This window comes from Allosaccharopolyspora coralli (assembly GCF_009664835.1).
GTDB lineage: Bacteria > Actinomycetota > Actinomycetes > Mycobacteriales > Pseudonocardiaceae > Allosaccharopolyspora > Allosaccharopolyspora coralli.
Genome location: NZ_CP045929.1, coordinates 425,432 through 444,948 on the forward strand (window position 1 = coordinate 425,432; position 19,517 = coordinate 444,948).

19 protein-coding genes are annotated in these 19,517 nt (G+C 69.8%); 15 read left to right on the top strand and 4 right to left on the bottom strand.

Features of this window, described 5'->3' with window-relative positions; genetic code table 11:
- Positions 1–107 precede the first annotated feature (107 nt).
- The 6 genes from GIY23_RS02030 (at position 108) to thpD (ending at position 5,483) form a co-directional block, all read left to right on the top strand.
- Positions 108–323, top strand: coding sequence for a DUF2277 domain-containing protein (locus tag GIY23_RS02030; protein ID WP_154075106.1), 216 nt, complete (start codon positions 108–110; stop codon positions 321–323).
- A gap of 407 nt (positions 324–730) precedes the next feature.
- Positions 731–1,474, top strand: coding sequence for a S1 family peptidase (locus tag GIY23_RS02035; RefSeq protein WP_154075107.1), 744 nt, complete (start codon positions 731–733; stop codon positions 1,472–1,474).
- 457 nt (positions 1,475–1,931) lie between these two features.
- Positions 1,932–2,489 (top strand): diaminobutyrate acetyltransferase, encoded by a 558-nt coding sequence (ectA, locus tag GIY23_RS02040; RefSeq protein WP_154075108.1) that lies wholly within the window; start codon positions 1,932–1,934, stop codon positions 2,487–2,489.
- A gap of 130 nt (positions 2,490–2,619) precedes the next feature.
- Entirely contained in the window at positions 2,620–3,867 is a 1,248-nt protein-coding gene (ectB, locus tag GIY23_RS02045; protein WP_154075109.1) for a diaminobutyrate--2-oxoglutarate transaminase, read from the top strand.
- 96 nt (positions 3,868–3,963) lie between these two features.
- Positions 3,964–4,374: an ectoine synthase gene (locus GIY23_RS02050; RefSeq protein ID WP_154075110.1), complete on the top strand. Its 411-nt coding sequence runs from the start codon at positions 3,964–3,966 to the stop codon at positions 4,372–4,374.
- Positions 4,375–4,607: 233 nt separating this feature from the next.
- Positions 4,608–5,483, top strand: coding sequence for an ectoine hydroxylase (gene thpD, locus GIY23_RS02055; RefSeq protein ID WP_154075111.1), 876 nt, complete (start codon positions 4,608–4,610; stop codon positions 5,481–5,483).
- A 240-nt stretch (positions 5,484–5,723) separates the two neighbouring features.
- Here the strand turns inward: thpD and GIY23_RS02060 are convergent, their stop codons facing one another.
- Positions 5,724–6,086, bottom strand: coding sequence for a transposase (locus tag GIY23_RS02060; RefSeq protein ID WP_154075112.1), 363 nt, complete (start codon positions 6,084–6,086; stop codon positions 5,724–5,726).
- A 39-nt stretch (positions 6,087–6,125) separates the two neighbouring features.
- On the opposite strand from GIY23_RS02060, the gene GIY23_RS02065 reads away from it, so the two are divergent.
- Together GIY23_RS02065 and GIY23_RS02070 are read left to right on the top strand one after the other, a co-directional pair.
- Positions 6,126–6,668, top strand: coding sequence for a hypothetical protein (locus GIY23_RS02065; protein ID WP_154075113.1), 543 nt, complete (start codon positions 6,126–6,128; stop codon positions 6,666–6,668).
- Positions 6,669–6,692: 24 nt separating this feature from the next.
- Positions 6,693–6,989, top strand: coding sequence for a hypothetical protein (locus GIY23_RS02070; protein ID WP_154075114.1), 297 nt, complete (start codon positions 6,693–6,695; stop codon positions 6,987–6,989).
- A gap of 428 nt (positions 6,990–7,417) precedes the next feature.
- Here the strand turns inward: GIY23_RS02070 and GIY23_RS02075 are convergent, their stop codons facing one another.
- Positions 7,418–8,500 carry an ADP-ribosylglycohydrolase family protein gene (locus GIY23_RS02075; protein ID WP_228717500.1) on the bottom strand — a complete coding sequence of 361 codons (1,083 nt, stop codon included), beginning with the start codon at positions 8,498–8,500 and terminating at the stop codon, positions 7,418–7,420.
- A gap of 226 nt (positions 8,501–8,726) precedes the next feature.
- Between GIY23_RS02075 and GIY23_RS02080 the strand changes: the two genes are divergently transcribed.
- Complete coding sequence (locus tag GIY23_RS02080; protein ID WP_154075115.1) at positions 8,727–11,600, top strand: AfsR/SARP family transcriptional regulator; 2,874 nt, start codon at positions 8,727–8,729, stop codon at positions 11,598–11,600.
- 284 nt (positions 11,601–11,884) lie between these two features.
- On the opposite strand, the gene GIY23_RS02085 is transcribed toward GIY23_RS02080, so the two are convergent.
- A complete protein-coding gene (locus tag GIY23_RS02085) occupies positions 11,885–12,685 on the bottom strand; it encodes an SGNH/GDSL hydrolase family protein (protein ID WP_154075116.1) in 801 nt (266 codons plus the stop codon).
- 18 nt (positions 12,686–12,703) lie between these two features.
- Here GIY23_RS02085 and GIY23_RS02090 point away from each other — a divergent pair, with 18 nt between their 5' ends.
- The 5 genes from GIY23_RS02090 to GIY23_RS02110 all read left to right on the top strand — a co-directional run bounded on the left by GIY23_RS02090 (position 12,704) and on the right by GIY23_RS02110 (position 17,409).
- Entirely contained in the window at positions 12,704–13,036 is a 333-nt protein-coding gene (locus GIY23_RS02090) for a hypothetical protein (protein ID WP_154075117.1), read from the top strand.
- Positions 13,037–14,645: 1,609 nt separating this feature from the next.
- Complete coding sequence (locus GIY23_RS02095; protein WP_154075118.1) at positions 14,646–14,966, top strand: hypothetical protein; 321 nt, start codon at positions 14,646–14,648, stop codon at positions 14,964–14,966.
- On the top strand, positions 14,966–15,685 hold the full coding sequence (locus GIY23_RS02100; protein WP_154075119.1) for an ESX secretion-associated protein EspG: 720 nt from the start codon (positions 14,966–14,968) through the stop codon (positions 15,683–15,685). Before GIY23_RS02095 ends, GIY23_RS02100 begins: the two co-directional genes overlap by 1 nt.
- Before the next feature lie 111 nt (positions 15,686–15,796).
- Entirely contained in the window at positions 15,797–16,456 is a 660-nt protein-coding gene (locus GIY23_RS02105; RefSeq protein WP_154075120.1) for a DUF3159 domain-containing protein, read from the top strand.
- 14 nt (positions 16,457–16,470) lie between these two features.
- Positions 16,471–17,409 carry an N-acetylglucosamine kinase gene (locus GIY23_RS02110; RefSeq protein WP_228717501.1) on the top strand — a complete coding sequence of 313 codons (939 nt, stop codon included), beginning with the start codon at positions 16,471–16,473 and terminating at the stop codon, positions 17,407–17,409.
- A gap of 172 nt (positions 17,410–17,581) precedes the next feature.
- Here GIY23_RS02110 and GIY23_RS02115 read toward each other — a convergent pair whose 3' ends face one another.
- Positions 17,582–18,643 carry an SIS domain-containing protein gene (locus GIY23_RS02115; protein WP_154075121.1) on the bottom strand — a complete coding sequence of 354 codons (1,062 nt, stop codon included), beginning with the start codon at positions 18,641–18,643 and terminating at the stop codon, positions 17,582–17,584.
- A 113-nt stretch (positions 18,644–18,756) separates the two neighbouring features.
- On the opposite strand from GIY23_RS02115, the gene GIY23_RS02120 reads away from it, so the two are divergent.
- The gene (locus GIY23_RS02120; RefSeq protein WP_154075122.1) at positions 18,757–19,515 is read left to right on the top strand and encodes a GntR family transcriptional regulator; all 759 of its coding nucleotides are present in this window, start codon (positions 18,757–18,759) and stop codon (positions 19,513–19,515) included.
- Positions 19,516–19,517: the final 2 nt, after the last annotated feature.

The following is a 19,517-nucleotide window of genomic DNA, read 5'->3' on the forward strand; positions in this document are numbered from 1 at the left end:
AGCCGCTGACCCGTCACCACGTACGCGGCTGGCCCTCTGCCTCGGAACCACCTCGCAAGGCCTTCCGCCAGGAGTTCTTCGTCGGTCGTCGGGCGCACAATGCAGGTATGTGCCGAAGCATCAAGACACTCCGCCCGCCGTACGCCGAGCAGGTCACCGACACCGACGTCCGGGCCGCGGCGTTGCAGTACGTCCGCAAGATCTCCGGTTTCCGGCAGCCCGCCGCCCACAACGCCGAGGCCTTCGACAACGCCGTCGACGCGGTCGCTCGGGCCACCGAGGAACTGCTGGATTCGCTGGAGGTCCGGGGCGCCCGGCGCTGACGGGTCTGCTCGGACAGCGACGCTGACCGGGTGTGCGGGTTGGTCTGCGTGAGTGGTTCGTGGCGAAACCTCACCTCGCGGCCGGCTTCGGGATCGTCGACATCGAGTAGCGCCCTGCACCACGTCGACAACCACGTCGCCCCTGGCCTCGCCGGCCACGAGGTGAGAACCCGCCGGTGGCCGGTCTGCGTAGGCGGTGGACAACCCTCGGCGCACTGTTGCTGCCACAGCCTCACGTCGCGCAGCCGCGAAGCGGGAGGTGCGGGCCACGTGAGGGTGACTTGTTGGACGGATCCGTGAGTGCAGCGTGGCGAGTTTTGACCAGGAACTCGACACGCCACCGGATCGGGTGAAATGTGAATCACCACCGTTGTCCGATTTCACCCTCCGCAACTGAGGAGATCAGCGTGGCACTCGCGCGTACTCTGTCGACCCTGGCCGCCGCCGCGCTCGCGGCCGCCACCTTCGCCGCCCCCGCTGTCGCTGCCGACGAACCCTCGGCAGCGCCCGCCCCGTCCGGCGAGGTCAACCCGTACATCATCGACGGTTCCGAGGCCGAGAGCGGTCCGTGGGCCGCTCGCCTGTTCCAGGGCGATCAAGACGTGTGCTCGGCGTCGGTCATCGCGCCCGAGTGGGTGCTCACCGCCCAGCACTGCGTCGAGGGGGCCGGGGACAACATCGGCTTCAACATCGGCGCGCTCGAGCACGCCCAGGGCGAGCGTTTCGACGCCAAGCCGGGTGGGGTGTACGTGCACGACACTGCCGATCTCGCCCTGGTGAACCTCGACCGCCCGACCGACGTCGAGGTCGCCCCGCTGGGCAACCCCGGCGACGTCAACGTGGGCGAGACCGTGCAGGTGTACGGCTGGGGTGCGACCTGCACCGACCGGCCCGAGGGCGAGTGCCAGTCGCCGGTGCTCAAGGTCGCCGACGTCGACGTCACCGACATCGCCTGCCAGGACTACCGCGGTGGCACGGCGGTGTGCGCGAGCCGCAACGACGGCATCACCGCGGGCGGAGACTCCGGCGGACCGATGTTCTCGGGCGACGTCCAGGTCGGTGTCGCGTCGACGAGCGACCGCCAGACCACCACCGCCTACACCAACGTGATCCAGTACCGCGACTGGATCCAGGAGGTCGCAGGCGTCTGATCGCGCCCGCGCGAGGCGAGTGCCCGGTGTCGCTCCGGCGGCGCCGGGCACTCGTGTGTCCGGACGAGAGCATGGTGCCCTTCGCGCTCGTGGCCGGGTGATTCCGGCCGCTGTGACGAACCCGGTCTGGTTCTGCGTCGTGGGCTGTGACACGGTGCGCGGAGTCGCCGGAATTCTTCCGGTGGCCCCGCATGCGAATCTCCGCACGTGGAACGAGCGACGGAGCGCCGGTGTTCGGAGATCGGGACGGGCGCCCGGCTCGACCGTTGCACCAGGGCACGGCCTTGATCGAAATGGGTATCGACCTAAAGTGTGAATTATCGGTAGCACTTTCTCTGCGTGAATTCAACGCCGCTGTCGCGCTCATCACGGGGGGAGTTGCGTTCTTGCTGGTAGCGAGTCCGGGAATCTCTCGTCTGCCTGACGCGCACCCGATGTTCTGTTAACTTGGATAGACATGACCGGCGAGATAACGGCTCAGAACGGCGGCACGCCTCAGGACGCGAGCACGCCGGACGGGCAGCTGCGGTTCGACACTCCGGTCGTGGACGACGGCCCGGCTCTGCACCGGATCACTCGTGATTCGGGCGTGCTGGACGTGAACTCTCCTTACGCGTATCTGCTGTGGTGCCGCGACTTCGCGCAGACGTCCGTGGTGGCTCGGGCCGATACCGAGGTCGTCGGCTTCGTCACCGGCTTCATCCGGCCCGACGCGCCGGACACCGTCGTCGTGTGGCAGGTCGCCGTGGACTCCTCGCAGCGCGGTCGCGGCGTCGCGAGCAAGCTGCTCGCGCATCTGCTCGACCGGATGATTCCGCGTGGAGTGCGCTACCTGGAAACGACCATCACCGCGGACAACGACGCCTCGATCAAGCTGTTCACCGCTGCCGCGCGCGACCGGGGAACCGAGATCGTGCGCAGCGAGCTGTTCGCGGCGGAGCTGTTCCCCGACGCGCACCTCGGCGAGGACCTCTACCGGGTCGGACCGTTCGCCGAGGCCGCAGCGCGGGCGTGAGTCCGGTGTGTGAACGGACAGCAAAGCTTCCTCGCTGGGCAACGATGACGCTGCCCGCCGGGGACCGAGACGTACGAAGCCGGCGGTACCGGCGCACGACGGGTGCGACCGCCAGGCCGAACGGAGGATCGTGAACGACATCTTCAGTGCCTTGGAATCCGAGGTTCGGAGCTACTCCAGAACCTGGCCGACCACCTTCGACCGTGCGCAGGGCAGCTACCTCTACTCCGAGGACGGCAAGCCCTACCTCGACTTCTTCGCGGGAGCGGGCGCGCTGAACTACGGCCACAACAACCCGGCGCTCAAGCGCAAACTGCTCGAGTACATCGAGCGCGACGGGGTGACCCACGGACTCGACCAGGCCACGGTGGCCAAGCGCGAGTTCCTGGAGACCCTGGACGAGAAGCTGCTCAAGCCGCGCGGCCTGGACTACAAGGTCCAGTTCCCCGGGCCGACGGGCACGAACTCCGTCGAGTCCGCGCTCAAGCTCGCCCGCAAGATCACCGGGCGCGAGTCGATCATCAGCTTCACCAACGCCTTCCACGGCATGACGCTGGGGTCGCTGTCGGTCACCGGTAACTCGATGAAGCGGGGCGGCGCGGGCATCCCGCTGGTGCACGCGACCCCGATGCCCTACGACAACTACTTCGACGGGCAGTTCCCGGACTTCCTGTACTTCGAGCGGCTGCTGGCCGACAGCGGTTCCGGGCTCAACGAGCCCGCCGCCGTCATCGTCGAGACGCTGCAGGGCGAAGGCGGGATCAACTCCTCGCGTCCCGAGTGGCTGCGGGGGCTGCGCGAGCTCTGCGACAAGCACGGCATGCTGCTCATCGTCGACGACGTGCAGATGGGCTGCGGCCGTACCGGGCCGTTCTTCAGCTTCGAGCAGGCCGGTATCACCCCGGACATCGTGTGCTTGTCGAAGTCCATCGGCGGCTACGGAAGCCCGCTGGCGATCACGCTGATCAAGTCGGAACTCGACGTGTGGGAGCCGGGCGAGCACAACGGCACCTTCCGCGGCAACAACCCGGCGTTCGTCACGGCCAGCGAGGCACTCCGGCTGTACTGGAGCGACGACGAACTCGAGAAGGGCACGCTGGCCAAGGGCGAGCGCGTCGGCAAGGTGCTCAGCGACATCGAGGACAAGTACGAGGGCGCCGTGTCCAAGGGCCGTGGTCTCGCCAGGGGCCTGGGCTTCGAGGACGTCGAGGTCGCAGGCAAGATCTCGAAGGCCGCGTTCGAGCGCCAGCTCATCCTGGAGACCGCCGGTCCGAAGGACGAGGTCGTCAAGATCATGCCTCCGCTGACGCTCTCCGACGAGGAGCTCGACCAGGGTCTGCACATCATCACCGAGTCGGTGCAGTCGGTGCTCGGCTGACTGTGCTGAACTGATACCCGCCACGTGTGCCGGCCGGCCCGCATTCCACGGGCCGGCCGCTCGTGTTCACGGCGCAAGCATCTTCAAGGAGGAAACGTGATCGTCCGTACTCTCGACGAGATCGAGGACACCGACGCCGACATCAAGACCCCGAACTGGCGTTCCAAGCGGATCATTCTCGCCAAGGAGAAGGTCGGCTTCTCGGTTCACGAGACCACGCTGTACGCGGGCACGGTGAACGACTTCTGGTACGCCAACCACATCGAGGCCGTCTTCATCACCGAGGGCGAGGGTGAGATCGAGGACAAGGCGACCGGCGAGGTACACCAGCTCAAGCCCGGCTCGCTGTACCTGCTCAACGACTACGACAAGCACCAGGTGCGGCCGAAGACGGACATGAAGACCGTGTGCGTGTTCAACCCGCCGGTCACCGGGCGCGAGGTGCACGACGAGAACGGCGTGTACCCGGTGGTCGTCGAGGACGACGAGGCCGCCCCGGCGACCTGATTCCGGTGCCGGTGGTCGTTTCCTCCGGCACCGATTAGAACCCCCACGCGGCGGGTAGCCACGGAACAAGGGTCCAGCGGGACCGTTCCGGGCTGCCCGCCGCTTCGCCGTGCAGCCCAGGTCCGTGTCCGTACTATCGGAAAACACGGCCCACCTCACCGAGGAACCGAGAATGGCGGCGGTGCCGACGGCACCCGGCCGCTCCGGCGGGAATTCGAAGGAGGTGCCGCATCATGACTGTTGCTGCACGCACCCAGGACCGTTATCCGACCCGGGGGACGGAGTCGGCCCTCATGCAACGGGAGGACCCCACGGTGTGGCCGGGGGTGCGCTCCGGCCCGGTCCGTGACGAGGATCTGCACACGCACGAGGCGACGGGTTTTCACACCGTCGAGGGGATGCTCTCGCCCGCGGAGGTTCAGCGGTACTGGCAGGAACTCGAACGGCTCACGCAGGATCCGCGGATCCGGGCCGAGGAACGCACCGTGGTGGAGCCCGGCTCGGACGAGGTCCGGTCGATCTTCGAGGTGCACCGCATCAGCGACCTCATCGGTGAACTCGTGGCGCAGCCGCGAGTGCTCGACCGGGCGCGGCAGATCCTCGGCTCGGACGTCTACGTACACCAGAGTCGAATCAACTACATGCCGGGATTCCGGGGGAACGGGTTCTACTGGCATTCCGATTTCGAGACCTGGCACGCCGAGGACGGGATGCCGGAGATGCGCGCGGTGAGCATGTCGATCGCGCTCACCGACAATTACCCGTACAACGGCGGCTTGATGATCATGCCCGGTGCGCACCGGACATTCGTGTCGTGCGTCGGGCGGACGCCGGACGGCAACTACAAGTCCTCGCTGAAGGAACAGCGGGTCGGTGTTCCGCAGGAGGACGACATCACCCGGCTCGGCTACGAACACGGCATCCGGCAGTTCACCGGGCGAGCCGGTGACGCGTTGTGGTTCGACTCGAACTGCATGCACGGTTCGGGGAACAACATCACGCCGTTCCCGAGGTCGAACGTGTTCGTGGTGTTCAACAGTGTCGAGAATGCTCTGGGCGAACCGTTCGCCGCGGCACAACCCCGCCCCACATTCGTCGCTGCTCGATAAGGTTTACGCGGGGTGCTTTGCGTGGGTGGTCGGGTGGCGTACGTGGCGGAAATCGTTGTCGTCGCCCGGCGCCTGGGAATTGTCAACCTATTGCTGACCCACGCCGACCAGCTGCACGGCGACCGAAGACCAACTCCGAGACTCTGTGACTCACAGACTCCCGGAGTAACAGACTCAGTGCCACACACGCGGAACCGAGTGCCGGGTGGTTCCATGCGCTGACAATCGGCCCGGTGGCCCCTACCGGTGGTTCAGGTCGTGCTGAGCACGAGTGCAGCTACCAGTAGCACGAACATGACCAAACTCAACGCGCCGAATACCGGCAGTGTGCTTGCCCGAGGCTGCTTTTTTCAGGAACTCGTTTTCCATCCGCAGCCGCTGCACTTCGGCTTCCAACTCGCTCAACCGCGCACGCTCCACGGGACTCATCTCGGGCTCGGGTTCCGGGTTCTCCCGCCGCCAGGTGTTGACCCAGTTGCCCAAGGTCCCCTCGTTGATCTGCAACTCCCGGGCCACCTCAGCCACCGGGCGACCAGTGGCAACTACCAGCTGCACCGCCTCGGCCTTGAACTGCGGGCTGAACTTCCGACGCTTCTCCGGCACGGACGCATCCTCTCAGTCGAGAGGCCCTGTCCAAGATCCTTGATACACCTCAGCCCCGACTGGTGGTACACCGGCGATGATCGCGAGGTCGGCTACAACACCGGCAAATACCGCACGCGCGCGGTCTCGAACATGCTGTGGCTGGACGCCGAAACCCTGTCGAGCAAGGACGTCGCGCCCAACAACCGCTACGAGCGCACTGACGATGGGCAGTACCGCTACGACTCGACCCGACAGGCGGACAGTGATGGTCTGCAGGTCAGGGCACTGAGCAACGACGGAGACTACGCCCGCAACGTCATCGAACACGAGGTCGGCATGCCCTACTGCAACCCAGTCGCGGGGATCACCTACGCCAACCAGCAAGACGTTTACCAGAACAACGGACACTGGATTTACGGCTCCCACGACAAGATGCCCGATCACCAGTTCTACCGGGTGGACTTCATCCAGCAGGACCCAAACGACCCAGGTAGTCCGATCATCGAAGAGCGTGACCTGGTGTTCCATCACGAGCTGGAGGACCCCACCTGCCTGGTCGGCCCGGTCTGCGGGTCGTGGCGTTATCAGTACGTCCGCTGATCGCATCCACGTAGGAGGTCACTGGTGAGGAACAACGACCCTTGGAAGATGGCGGCTCGGTGGGGACTGGCGCTCATCATGTTCGGTTTCTTCATGTACTGGTCGGTGTTCCTCGCCAGCCTCGTGGGCTGGAGCCTGGAACCCCGAGGCCTCGAACGAATCACCGCGCGATGGCACATTCTCCTGTTGTCTGTCCTGGCAGGTCTCCTTGCGGTCATCAGCGCGCGGGCTGTGTTGCGCTTCCGGCTGCTGACGAGCTGGCTCGTGCTCGCGGTGGCCCCCGCGTGCTACTTTGCTGTTGTCGAAAGCGGTGCTGTCTGACTCGAAGTCTTGAGCAGGCAACGCCGCGACCAGATGTAAGCAGCCAATGCGCGTCTCCAGGCACGAAAGCACAAGCTGACCGCACCCGCCCGGTCAGCGCTGATCTGTTCGTTGTCCCTGAGACTCCTGTGAGAGCGCCATCATCCGCCCGCTGTGGGGGTTTGCTGGAGAGCTCACCAGTCTCGCACGCGGGATCAAGGTAAAGCAGGTCAACGCGAGCTGACCCCCCGCGGGTAGGCGCACGATCCTGGCTCGCTCTCAGTCACTCTCACGGGGCCATGAATGGCGCTGTCCGCGGCATCAGCGAGTGATGGCCTCGCTGATGCCGGTAGACCCCGTCAGTGACTGGTGATGGGCCCGTCGGCGAGCAATCAGGGGCGGGGCAAACCGCCTGTTCGCCGTCGCCACGCCAACCGTCACTGCCGAAATCAGGCGTGGGCGAAGCCGAGGTAGCGGCGTTCGTTGAAGGCTTCGCCCGAGCAGGAGGCGCCGAGGTCGTGGGCGATGCGCTCGACGACGTCGGCGAGTTCGAGGCGCTTGAGCCAGTCCCGGGGCAGGGCGGCGGTGCCGTGCCGGGCGCCGAGCAGCGCTCCGGTGATCGCCGCCGTCGAGTCGCTGTGCCCGGAGTGGTTCGCGGCCAGCCGGACCGCGTCGGCGAACTCGTCGGCCTTCGGCAGCGCGAGCGCGCAGTAGGCCCCGATCGCGAGCGCCTCCGGCCCGACCCAGCCCTGTCCGAGCCGCTCGACGTGTCCGACGCTCGCGCCGAGCCGGGCCAGTGTTGAGGCTTCGGCGAGCGCGTGCGCCGTCCGTTCGTCCTCGCGCAGGACGCGCCCGGTCGCCTGGTCGATCGCAGCGGGCAGCCGCCGTCCTTGCACGGCAACGAGATGCACGAGCATCGCGTGGGCACCGGCCGAGGCCCATCCGCCCGTGCCGCCGTGGGTGAGGGCCCCGAAACGGCACCCGAGTTCGAAGGCGAGTTCGGGACCGGGCGCGAACCCGGCCGGTGCGGCGCGGTCGAGGCCGCCGCACCCTTGTGAGGTGTTCGCCGGATCGTCCGGGCTGCCGAAGTGGCCCTCTCCGAGCGCGCGCAGGGTCGTGATGCCGGGTGAGCGGTTGGCGTAGAGCTCGGCCTCGGCCAGCAGGCCGGTCGCGCCCGGTGCGGGACCGTCGTCCTGCTGGGTCGTCAACCAGCGCTGACAGGCGGCGGCGACCGAACCGACGGGGTCCCATCGGCGTCCGTGGTTGCCGCTGGTCCACGCGTGCAGGTAGCCCTCGCCGGTGAACAACGTCAACTGGGTGGCGTCGCCGAGCAGTGCCTGCGGTGGTGGTTCGCTGATCCCGGCCGCGCCGTACTCGGCGTGGATGTCGTCGAGTGGCTGGAACTCCACTGGTGCACCGAGGGAATCGCCGAGAGCTCCGCCGAGCAGGCAGCCGATCGCGCGATCGACCACTGTGGACTGTTCTGGTTCGCGGGCGCCGCGCTCGGCGGTCCGGCTTCGAGCGGTGGACACGCGCCGAGCCTACTGGTAGCGAAAGTCGAACGTCAGCGCCTTCCGCGAACTCGCGGGGTGCGGGTGTGACGCGTCCGTTGGGGTGACGAGGCGGCGTGATCGTGCCGATTCGTGCTGGTGCGCGGGTAGATTGCCCTGGTTTGTGCCGTGACCGGCTCGGTCGTCGTATTGATCGGACCCGGTGCGCATGGTCAAATATGAAGGATTATTCGGTTCCCGGGGGAGCATGGCACCGCAGGAGAGCTCGACCACCGCGCCGAGCACGGGCTTCGACTTCCGAGTGCTCGGCCCGCTGGAAGTACTCCACGACGCCGAGCCCCAGCGGCTCGGGCGCCCCCGCGTGCGCGCGACGCTGGCCTGCCTGCTGCTCGAACCGAACCAGGTCGTGTCGATGGACCGGATCATCGAGACGCTGTGGGGGGACGAACCACCGGCGAGCGCGCGCACGATCATCCACGGCTACATCTCCCGCATTCGCAAGCTGTTCGCCGAGAAGGACGACGGCGCCCCGGACGACGTGCCCCAGGTCGTCACGCGCCCGCCCGGTTACCTGATCCGCCTCGACAGCGACCGAGTCGACGCGCATCGGGCGCGTGCGCTGGTCAACCACGCCCAGCACCTCGAACCGGAGGAACGGTCCCGCGTCCTCACGGACGCGCTCACGCTCTGGCGCGGCCCCGTGCTGCAGGACATCGACTCCGAGCGCCTGCACCGCACGGTCGTGCCGAACCTCGACGAGCTGCGGCTGCTCGCGCTGGAAGAACGCATCGACGCGGACCTGGCGTGTTCCCGGCATCAGAGCCTCGTCGTCGAACTGTCCACTGTGGTCGACGAGCATCCGTTGCGGGAACGGCTCGCCGGGCAGTTGATCCTGGCGCACTACCGTTCCGGTCACCGCGCCGAGGCGCAGGCGCGGTACCACGCTCTGCGCGAGAAGCTCTCCCACGAGCTCGGCATCGACCCGGGTCCGGAGCTGCGCAAACTCTACGATCTGCTGCTGCGCGACGATGACTCGCTGCTCACCGGCGAGCAACGCAGGCAGGGATCGGCCGCGGCGCCTGCCCCCGCCGCCTACGTCGCTCGACCCGTACCCGCGGAACTGCCGCCCGCTCCCGCCGGATTCGTCGGTCGCCTCCCGGAGAGCGCCGCCCTCGACGCGATGGTCGAGCAGGACACCGGCACACCGAACCGGCTCGCGGTCCTGACCGGCACCGCAGGGGTGGGCAAGAGCGCCCTGGCGATCACGTGGTCGCACCGGGTGGCTCACCGGTTCCCCGACGGCCAGCTCTACGCCTCCCTGCGCGGATTCGACTCGGAACGGACTCCACTGTCTCCGGCCGAGGCGCTGACGAGCATCCTCAAGACGCTCGGGGTGGCGGCCGACGCGATCCCGGTCGGGCTCGACGACCGGGCCGCGCTGTACCGGTCGCTGCTGGCGGATCGCCGGGTCCTGGTGTTGCTCGACAACGCACGGGACTCCGAGCAGGTGCGGCTGCTGCTGCCTGCCGGAACCAAGTCGCTGGTGGTGATCACCAGCAGGCGCAGGCTCGACGGGCTGGTCGTCGGCAGTGGCGCGGAGGTCCTGCCGCTGGAGACGCTGAGCACCGACGTGGCCGTCGAGTTGCTCGACCGCGCCGGGATCCCCGGGCGATCGACGTCCGAACCCGCCGCGACCCGTCGGCTGGCCGAACTGTGCGGGGGGCTCCCGCTCGCGCTGCGGATCGCGGCAGCACGACTCGCCGTGAGTCCCGGCCGAGGAGCGGGCGATCTCGTGGACGAGCTCACCGACGAACGCGACCGGCTGCACGCTTTCGACGTCGAGGACGCCGACACCAGCGTGCGCCGTGCCTTCGACATCTCGTACCGCAGTCTGCACGCGACGCACGCGAGCACGTTCCGGATGCTGGGGCTGGTTCCTGGCCACACCTTCACCCCGCACGTCGTCGCGGCGTTGTGCGGTACCGAACCGGCCGGTGCCCGCCGGCGGCTGCGGGCGCTCGCGCTCGCGCACCTGGTCACCGAGCCCGAGCCGGACCGGTTCGGAATGCACGATCTGCTCCGGCTCTACGCACGGGACCTGGTGGCCGACGAACACCGCCCGGCCGCCGGTGACGAATCGGCGTTGCGGCGGCTCGTGCACTACTACATGGTCGTCGCCGACCGGGCGCGGCGGTTCCTCCGCCCGCCGCGCGACTCGCTGGATTTCACCGCCGACACCGAGACCGTCTCGCCGGTGATCGGCAGTCGCGCCCAAGCGCTGGAGTGGTTCGACGCGGAGTGGCCGAACCTGGTGGCCACGATCCGCGTGCTGAACGCGCGAGGGATGCACGAACTGTGCTGGCCGCTGGTGCGCTTGCAGTTCAACTACGTGATGGTGCGCTGCCCTTGGGAGGACTGGATCCAGATCTACACCGACGGTCTGGACTCGGCGCGAGCCGTCGACGACACCGTCGGCTCGCTGCTCATGTCCGCCGGGATCGGCGTGGCCTACTCCCGTTCGCAACGTCCGGCACAGGCGCTGCCGCACTACGCCGAGTCCTACCGGGGTGCTCTCGCCGGTGGCGACCCGGGCTGGCAGGCGATGGCGCAGGTCAACATGGGCGCGGTACTGGTGCGCCTGGAACGGTACGACGAGGCGCGCGGGTATTGCTGGGACGCGTTGCAGACCTATCGCACGCTCGGTGACCGGTACCGCCAAGCCGGGGCGCTGAACAACCTCGCCCAGACCGAGCAGGCGGCCGGGCGTCGGGAGGAGGCGCTCTCGCATCTGGTGGAGGCCGAGGCGATGTGCCGCGAGGCCGACGACCTGGAGACGCTCGCCGTGGTGCTCAGCAACTGCGGCGAAGTCAGTCTCGATCTCGGGCGGGCAGCGGAGGCCGAGCGCTATCACCACGAAGCGCTCGACGTCGCGCTCCGGTGCGGTTCGGCGATGCGGCAGGCCTCGGCGTACGTGGGGCTGGGTGACGCGGCCACCGCACGGGGGGACCGTGCGGTGGCCCGGACGCGCTGGGAGACCGCACTCGGCATCCTCGAGACCGTGGCCTCGCGCAGGGCCGGTGAGGTCCACAAGCGACTCGATGAGTTCGTCGAGCACCACTGACCAGCGACGCGACAGGCGTGTAGCGGACGTTTAGCGGTCGTCTAGCCCGGTGTGGAACCGTGATCATCGGTGCGGGTCGACCGTGCGTGACGTGCACCTGGGCGGCCTGGGGGAGTCCGAGGGGGGAACCGTCGCCCGGCCGTCCCGGCCTGTCGTCGCGTGGATGAGCGCAGGCCGGGACGGACCGCCGGGACGCGGTCGGTCGTGACCGCGCCCCGCACGGATGTGGGGGTGAGTGCGGGCCTCCGCGTCGCCGGAGGTCCGCACTCGTCCGTCCGTCGTCCTCACCGACCCTCGCTGCCCGGCACGAGTTCTCGCAGGTCGGGACGCTTGGGGCGGCGCCCGTCGCCGGAGGACCGGCCCTGCAACCGGCGGCCGATCCACGGCGCGAGATGGTGCCGCACCCAGTGCAGGTCTCCGGCGCGCTGCACCTGCCAGGTCTGCTCGCGCCCTGGCGGCAGCGGTTCGCGCCAGTCCGCGTCGACGGGCACGCCGAGCGCCTCGCACGCGCGCAGCGCGACCCGGCGATGTCCCTCCGGCGCCAGATGCAGGCGGTCGTCGCTCCACGCCCGGGAATCCTGCAGGACGGGCATCGACCAGAGATCCAGCACGAGACAGCCGTGGTGTGCGGCGATCGCGTGCACGTGCGAGTTGTAGGTCCCGACGCGTCCGCGGACCCGGCGCATCACCGGGCGCTCGCGCGGGTCGAACCCGGTGCCGACGAGCACCTGCGCACCGGACGCCCGAAGTGTCGCGACCGCATGGTCGAGTTGGGCCGCGAGAGCATCCGGGTCGCCGCTCGGACGGATGAGATCGTTGCCACCCGCCGTGAGCGCGACCACGTCCGGCTCGGCCGAGACGGCGCGCGGCACCTGGTCCTCGATCACCTGGTGCAGGAGTTTGCCGCGTACGGCGAGGTTGGCGTACCGGAACCCGCTCGTTCCGGCGTCGAGCCGCTCGGCGAGCCGGTCCGCCCAACCGCGCACGCCACCGTCCGGGCCCGGATCGTCCATTCCCTCGGTGAAGCTGTCGCCCAGCGCGACCAAGCTCCGCCAGGGGTGCTCCGGAACTCCGTTCCTGCGCATCGTCGGTGTCCTCTCGCCGTGAACCACCGACCGCGGCGGCCGCAATCCGGTGCCGCGATCTCCGGTCACCCTGGCGAAGCGTCGTCGACCTACGCCACCGTCGGTTACGGTCGCGTCGGTTCCGCGCACGGCACCGAGATCGTCGGCGAGGGCGCGTCGTCGCAGCGTGACGAGGCCGTTCTCGATGTGCGCATGCTGATCGTGCGCCCGGCAGCGGCGACCTACCGTGACCAACGGCACGAACGGACGTCGTTTTCCCGCTGTGGCGGAAAACCACCGCTGAGCAGCGTCTCCGCTCGGGCCGCGGGAGGATCCCGCAAAACGGCGATCACCGCGGCGGGCTCCTGCTAGTGTCCTTCGGCGGTAGCAACAGCAATCATGGGGTCACGACCCGGTGATGGCGCGAGTCACGGTGCCCCGAACACCGCACGCCACGATCGGGTCGAGTGGGGAACGGCGACATGCTCGCGCACGTCGGAACCGGGACACCGGGCGGCACGCCCGGCCACGGGAGAACGGCGGCTCACGTCCACCGTGACGGGGTCGCCGAGGAAGGATCAGGGGGAGTGGTGACGTCACCGCAGCATCCGGGGCGGCCGAGCAGGCACGTCGTCGGCCCCGGGGATGTCTCGCGTGGACCGGAGCAGCGTCCCGACGAGTCTGTCCCGCCGGACGGACGGCGCGCGGCGGCGGGCGGTGCACCCGGCGCAGGACAGGGCAACGGGCTCCTGCCGAAGCCCCCGGCTCCCCAGAGCAACGGGATTCCGTCGGACAACGGCGTGCCCCCGAGCCCGTCGCTGCCGCCGAACCCTGCGACTCCGCCCAGCAACGGCGTGCCGCCGAACGCCGGCTCGCCGGCGCCTCCCCGTCCCGTCGCCCCTGCGGCGCCGCGCGCCTTCGATCTGCGCTCGGAGTTCGCGGCGCTCGCCGTCGAGAGCGACCCGTTCGTCTTCTGGGACCGCGCCGAGAGTCTGAACCCACGCTTCGACGCCGAACAAGCCCGTTCCGCTCGGCCTGCGGGGCGTGGCGAGCCGGTGCGGCCCGAGGCCTCCGCGCCGGTGTCGCTCCTGTCGGGCGACCTCGGCGCCGAAGCGCCGCGACGCAACGGCGTCCCGATGGCCCATGGCGAACTGCTCGTACCTCCGCCCGCCGACCAGCCAGGAGCAGTCCCGGATCGGACTGGTCAGCGCCACGACATCGCAGGGGCACTGCCGGTTCCGTCCGAGATGCCCGAGACGTCACGCGAGACAGCCGAAAGGCCCGGACAGGAGTCTGGCTCCGAGGTCGGTCGGTCCGAGACCGGGGCCGAGTCTTCGCTGCCGGAGGTGCCGCGTTTCGGCGGTATGACCGGCCCGCCCCCGAAACCGCGCAGTGCGCGATCCACCGAGCCGGGCCCGGAAGCGAACCAGAAAAGGCCTGCTCCACCCGACTTCCCTGTGGCGCAGGGCGCTGGCGAGCCGGGGTCGTCCGGGGCGCCGGGACCGAGCCACGACGAGTCGCGTCCGCAGCCTCCCGGCGGTTCCTCCGCACCGACCGGCCCGCCGCCGAGCCCGGCGGACGGGCCTGCACACCCGCCGGCCGGGCGCCGCGACGCGGCGAAGCCCGGACGGAACGGGCCCGGACCGAACGGGCCGCTCCCGCCACATCCGGGCCCCGCCGCGGAGGGACCGCCGCGACCTCCGGCGTCCACAACGGACATGGCTCCGCCGCCAGGCCCGCCCCCGCCGCCGGGCGGACCGAACGGACGGCCACCGAACTTTGCCGGCCCGCCGCCCGGTGGCCGCCGCCCGGTGGCCCGCCGCCCGGTGGCCCGCCGCGCGCGGCCCCGCCAGGCGCCGCGCCCCCCGTTCCGCGGGGCCCCGCACGTCCGCCGCTGCCACCTCAAGCCCCTGGGCCGCCTCCGCAGCACCCGCCCCAACAGCTCCCGGAGCAGCAGGAAGAGCAGGCGACGTCCAAACCGGTGCCTGCTCCGAAACCACTGGCTTACCAGCCGCGCGACGACGGCGGCTTCGGCCCCAAGGGCTCCGGTTCGTGGGGCTCGGGCGGTACCCGCAGCAGGCGCCAGGGACGGAATTCCGCCCTGGCCGGGGACGAGGTGACCGAGGCCGACGCGCGCGGCCACGAGTTCAGCACCGGTGGGTACCGGCCGGAGGAAGGCACCGGCAAGGGGCCGCAGTTCCTCGTGGAGGCCGACGACGTCTACGACGAGGAGTACGGCGAGAGCAGACTCGTGGCCCCACCGGTGTTGGGCGAGGCGCCCCCGAGCTTCCGGGACTTCTGATGGTGGACACGATCACGCTGTCGATCCCGGCGGTGGACGTACTCGGCGAGCACCTCGACCTCAACCTCCGGCAGTTCCCGTTCGAGATCCCCCGGCCCGCCGACGATCAGGAACGGGAGCGGGTGGCCGTGCTCGTGCGCGACGAGCTCGAAACCGCGGGGCTCACCCGGTCCGGGCGTCCCGAACCCGAGCTCGAGGACGCGCTCTACCTGCTGTGCAGCTCGGAGGTCGCGATCGCGGTCTCCGGGCTGCTCGACGTCCGCACCGGACACCGGCTCGCGGCGCGGGTCGTGGCCACCGGGGAGGTCGGTGTCCTCGGCCTGCTCGACCGGGGGAACCTGCGGCTGAACTTCCTCGCGCCGGACGAGCTGCCTTCCGCCGCCGTGGGCCTGTTGCCGGACGCCCCGGCCGGCAGCGGCAGTGCCGTCTCGGCCCCGCTGGCCCGTCCCGGTGAGCCCACCGGCGAGGCCTCGGCGGATCTCGCGGCGCTCACCTCCCGGCCCAAGTTCCGCGTCGGCCAGTTCGGCGTCTCCGCCGGGGGCAGACGCGGCCAGCGGTCCCGGCTGCCCGGCCTCACCTGGTTCGACACCGACCGGGGCCGGTACTCGATGAGCACTGAGCCGCGCCCCGACGGGCAGTACCTGGTCGCCGCCCCCGCCGATGGCGCGCGGCTCGTCGGGCTCCTCGGGTCGATGCTCACGCTCGCACAGGGGCGGTGAGGGATTCCTCGCACCGGGTGTGGGGTGACGCCGCGATATCAGGCAGGCTGTGGTTGTACCTGACCGAGGAGTCCGCCCGATGCCCCACCGACGAATGACCGTGGTGCGTTCATGAGCGCGCAGCGGTCGAGCCAGGTCGCGCCGGGTGAACCGGAGTCGCTGACGACGCTGCTCGGCGGCCGGACCAGTGCGATCGACGCCAGCCTGCCACCGGTCGCGTTCGGGCTGGCGTGGTGGCTGTCCGGGCAGTCGGTCCTGGTCGCAGGCGTGGCCGCCGTCCTCGTCGGGTTGATCCTCGCGGTGTGGCGGCTCGTCAGGGGAGCGCGACCGGCGGCGGTGCTGGTGAGCCTGCTCGCCGTGCTCGTCGGGGCGGTGATCGCCGTTCGCACCGGGCAGGCCGTGGACTTCTTCCTGGTCAGGTTGTTGAGCAACGCGGCCAGTGCCGTCGCCTTCGCGGTGAGCGTCGCGGTCCGGTGGCCGCTGCTCGGCGTCGTCGTCGGCACGGTCCTGCGGCAACGCACCCGGTGGCGGCGGGATCCGGCGCTGCTGCGCGCCTACGGACGTGCCAGCTGGGTGTGGGTCGGCCAGTACTTGGTGCGGCTCGTCGTGTTCATCCCGCTGTGGGCGGCGAACTCGGTGCTCGGGTTGACCGTCGCGCAGGTCGTGCTGACCTGGCCGCTCGTGGCGTTGTGCATCGCCGTGAGCTGGTGGGTGCTGCGCCGCTCGCTGCCTGCCGAGCATCCCGGCATCCGGCATCCGCAGGTCGACTGAAACAACGGTGGAACGTGTCCCTGTCTTCCGCAACGACGCTGGTGCTCGGCCTCGACGTCGGAGGCACGTCGAGTCGCGCGGTACTCGCGGATCTCGCGGGCACGACCCTCGGTGAGGGCCGGGCGGACGGTGGGAACCCGAACTCGCATCCGCCCGAACGAGCCGCGCAGCAGGTGACGGCGGCGGCGCGCGAAGCACTCGGCGACACCGAACCGCACCGGATCGCGCGCACGGTCGTCGGCATGGCCGGGGTGAGCAAACTCAGCGACCCGACCGTGGCGGCGGTGTTCCGGAAGGCGTGGTCGGACCTCGGCATCGTGTGCCCGGTCCGGACCGTCAACGACGGCGAGGTCGCGTTCGCTGCGGGAACGTCGGAGCCCGACGGCACGGTGCTCATCGCCGGCACGGGTGCGATCGCCGGGCAGATCCGGGACCACGAGCAGGACCGCGTCGCCGGGGGGTACGGGTGGTTGCTCGGTGACGAGGGCTCGGCCTACTGGCTCGGGCGGGAAGCGGTGCGCACGACCTTGCAGGCGCTCGACCGAGGTGACGATCTCGGTGTGCTCGGCGCAGGCGTGGTCGACTCGCTCGTCGACGAATCCGCGGAGTCGGTCCGCAAAGCGCTCATCACCGGGGCGAACGCGGGCGCGCCGATCGAACTCGCCACCTTGGCGCCGCTGGTGACGACGGCTGTGGACAACGCAGACCCGATCGCGGTCGACATCGTGCGCCGGGGTGCGCAGCACCTGGTCGACACGGCTCGAACGCTGCGTGGAGCGGAGGACACGACGCCGATCGTGCTCGCGGGCAGTCTGGTCGCGTCAGGCAATCCGGTCGGGGACGCGTTGCGTACCGAACTCGCCAACCGGTGCCCCCGCGCCCCGTTGCACGTCGCGGGCCCGGGAGCGTCCGGCGCCGCATGGCTCGCCGCGCGCGCCGTGCGCACCCCTTGAGGCGAACGGCACTTTCGCCTCGTGTGGTGAGGCGAAAGTGCCGTTCGCTCCAGCTCGGGTGTGGTTCAGCGGGTGTGGGTCGTTGAGCGAGTGCGCCGATCCGGTTGAGGCGAACGGCACTTTCGCCTCGTGTGGTGGGGCGAAAGTGCCGTTCGCTTCAGCTCGACCGGGGTCAGCGCGTCCGGGTTTCCTTGCGCAGACCGCGAGGGTGGTCCGGGTCCTCGCCCTTGGCGAGCGCGAGTCCGAGGGCGAGCCGCTGCACCGGGAGTACTTCGAGAACGGGAGCGAGCTCCTCGGCGCACTCCGGAATCTCGATGCGGTGCGAGGCGCCGACGGTGCGGGCGGCGGAGCCGATGGCGCACAGGTCGGCGTCCCGGGCGTGCACGGCCTCGAGCACCTCCCGCATCGCGCCGCCACCGTGACCAGAGCTGATCATGGCGAGCACCGCCGTGTCGGCGTCGACGGCGGCGACGGGCCCGTGGAGCAGGTCTGCGCCGCTGTACGAGCGGGCGGAGACGTAGCTGGTCTCGGCGAGTTTCAGCGCGGCTTCGGAGGCGGTAGCCAGCGAGTAGCCCCTGCCGGTGGTGACGATCTCGTCGGCGAACCGGTACCGCGCGACGGCGTCCTCCACCCCGGTGCGAGTCGATTCCAATGTGGACGATGCGAGGTCGGGAACCGAGGCGGCGGCCGCACCGGAACCGCCCCGCACGGCGTCGACGAGCAGGTACAGCGACAGCAGCGTGGCGCTGTAGGTCTTCGTCGCCGCCACCGCTTGTTCGGCGCCCGCGCGGACGTCGACGGACAATTCGGCCACCGTGTTCAGTTGCGAGTGGGGCGTGTTCGTCACCGCCACGGTCGTGGCGCCGCACTCGCGGGCGGTGCGGGTGACTTCCACGAGATCGGGCGAACCGCCGCTCTGGCTGACCGTGATCACGAGGACCTCTCGCAGGTCGGGCCGGGCGCCGTAGAGCGTGGTGCTCGACGCGGACACCAGCCCGGCGGGCAGTTCGAGCAGCACCTCGGTCAGGTACTTGGCGTACAGGGCGGCGTGGTCGCTCGAGCCGCGGGCGGCCAGCAGCACGAACCGGGGCCGGCGTTCGGTGATGCGGGCGGCGACCTCGGCCACCGCCGCGTGCGCCGCGAGCAGATCGGCGAACATCTGTGGCTGGGCGGCGATCTCGGCGCTCATGTGCGCGCCTGGTCGGGCGTTCGCTTCGTCAGCGGCCTCGGGCATCGGTATCCTCCTAGGTCTAGACCAATCCTAGACCGGCGAGTAGTCTCCCGACACCTGTCGGGCTGCCCGCCTCTACCGGGTCGTGCAAGGCAGTGTCGCGAACAGGAGGGCCCATGCTCGACCCGTCGGCGGCTGGCGGGGCGGACGCCCCGTCGCGCCCTCCGCGTGAGCCCAAGTACTGGGGACTCAAGCAGCACCTGCTCGACAGGGTGCGTTCGCTGCCCGCCGGCTCGCCGATACCCACCGAACGTGCGCTCGCCGCCGAGTTCGACGTGTCCCGTACGACGGTGCGCCAGGCGCTCGCCGAACTCACGGTCGAGGGGCGCCTGGTGCGGGTGCAGGGAAAGGGCACGTTCGTCGCGGCTCCGAAAGTGGCGCAACCGCTCCAGCTCACCTCGTACACGCAGGACACGCTCTCGCAGGGGCGCAGGCCTGCGTCGCGGCTGCTCGACATCGTCGAGGAACCGGCGGACGAGCAACTCGCCCGACTGCTCGGGGTCGGAACGGACGGCATGGTGCTGCGGATGCGCAGGCTCCGTCTCGCCGACGGCGAGCCGATGGCCATCGAGACCACCCATCTGCCGCTGCCCCGTTTTCGCGGCCTCGGTGCGCTGCTCGCCGCGGGCGGATCCCTGTACCGACTCATGCAGGAGCGCTTCGACGTCGAACTGGGCCACGCGGACGAAACCATCGAGACCGCGCTCGCCACTCCCGAGGAAACCGAGCTGCTCGGTGCGGACACCGGGTTGCCGATGCTGTTGCTCTCGCGGCACGTGTTCGACGCGGGTGGAACCACGGTGGAATGGGTCCAGGCGCTCTACCGCGGTGATCGCTACAAGTTCGTCGCCCGCTTGGACCCGCCGCACGGCTGAAC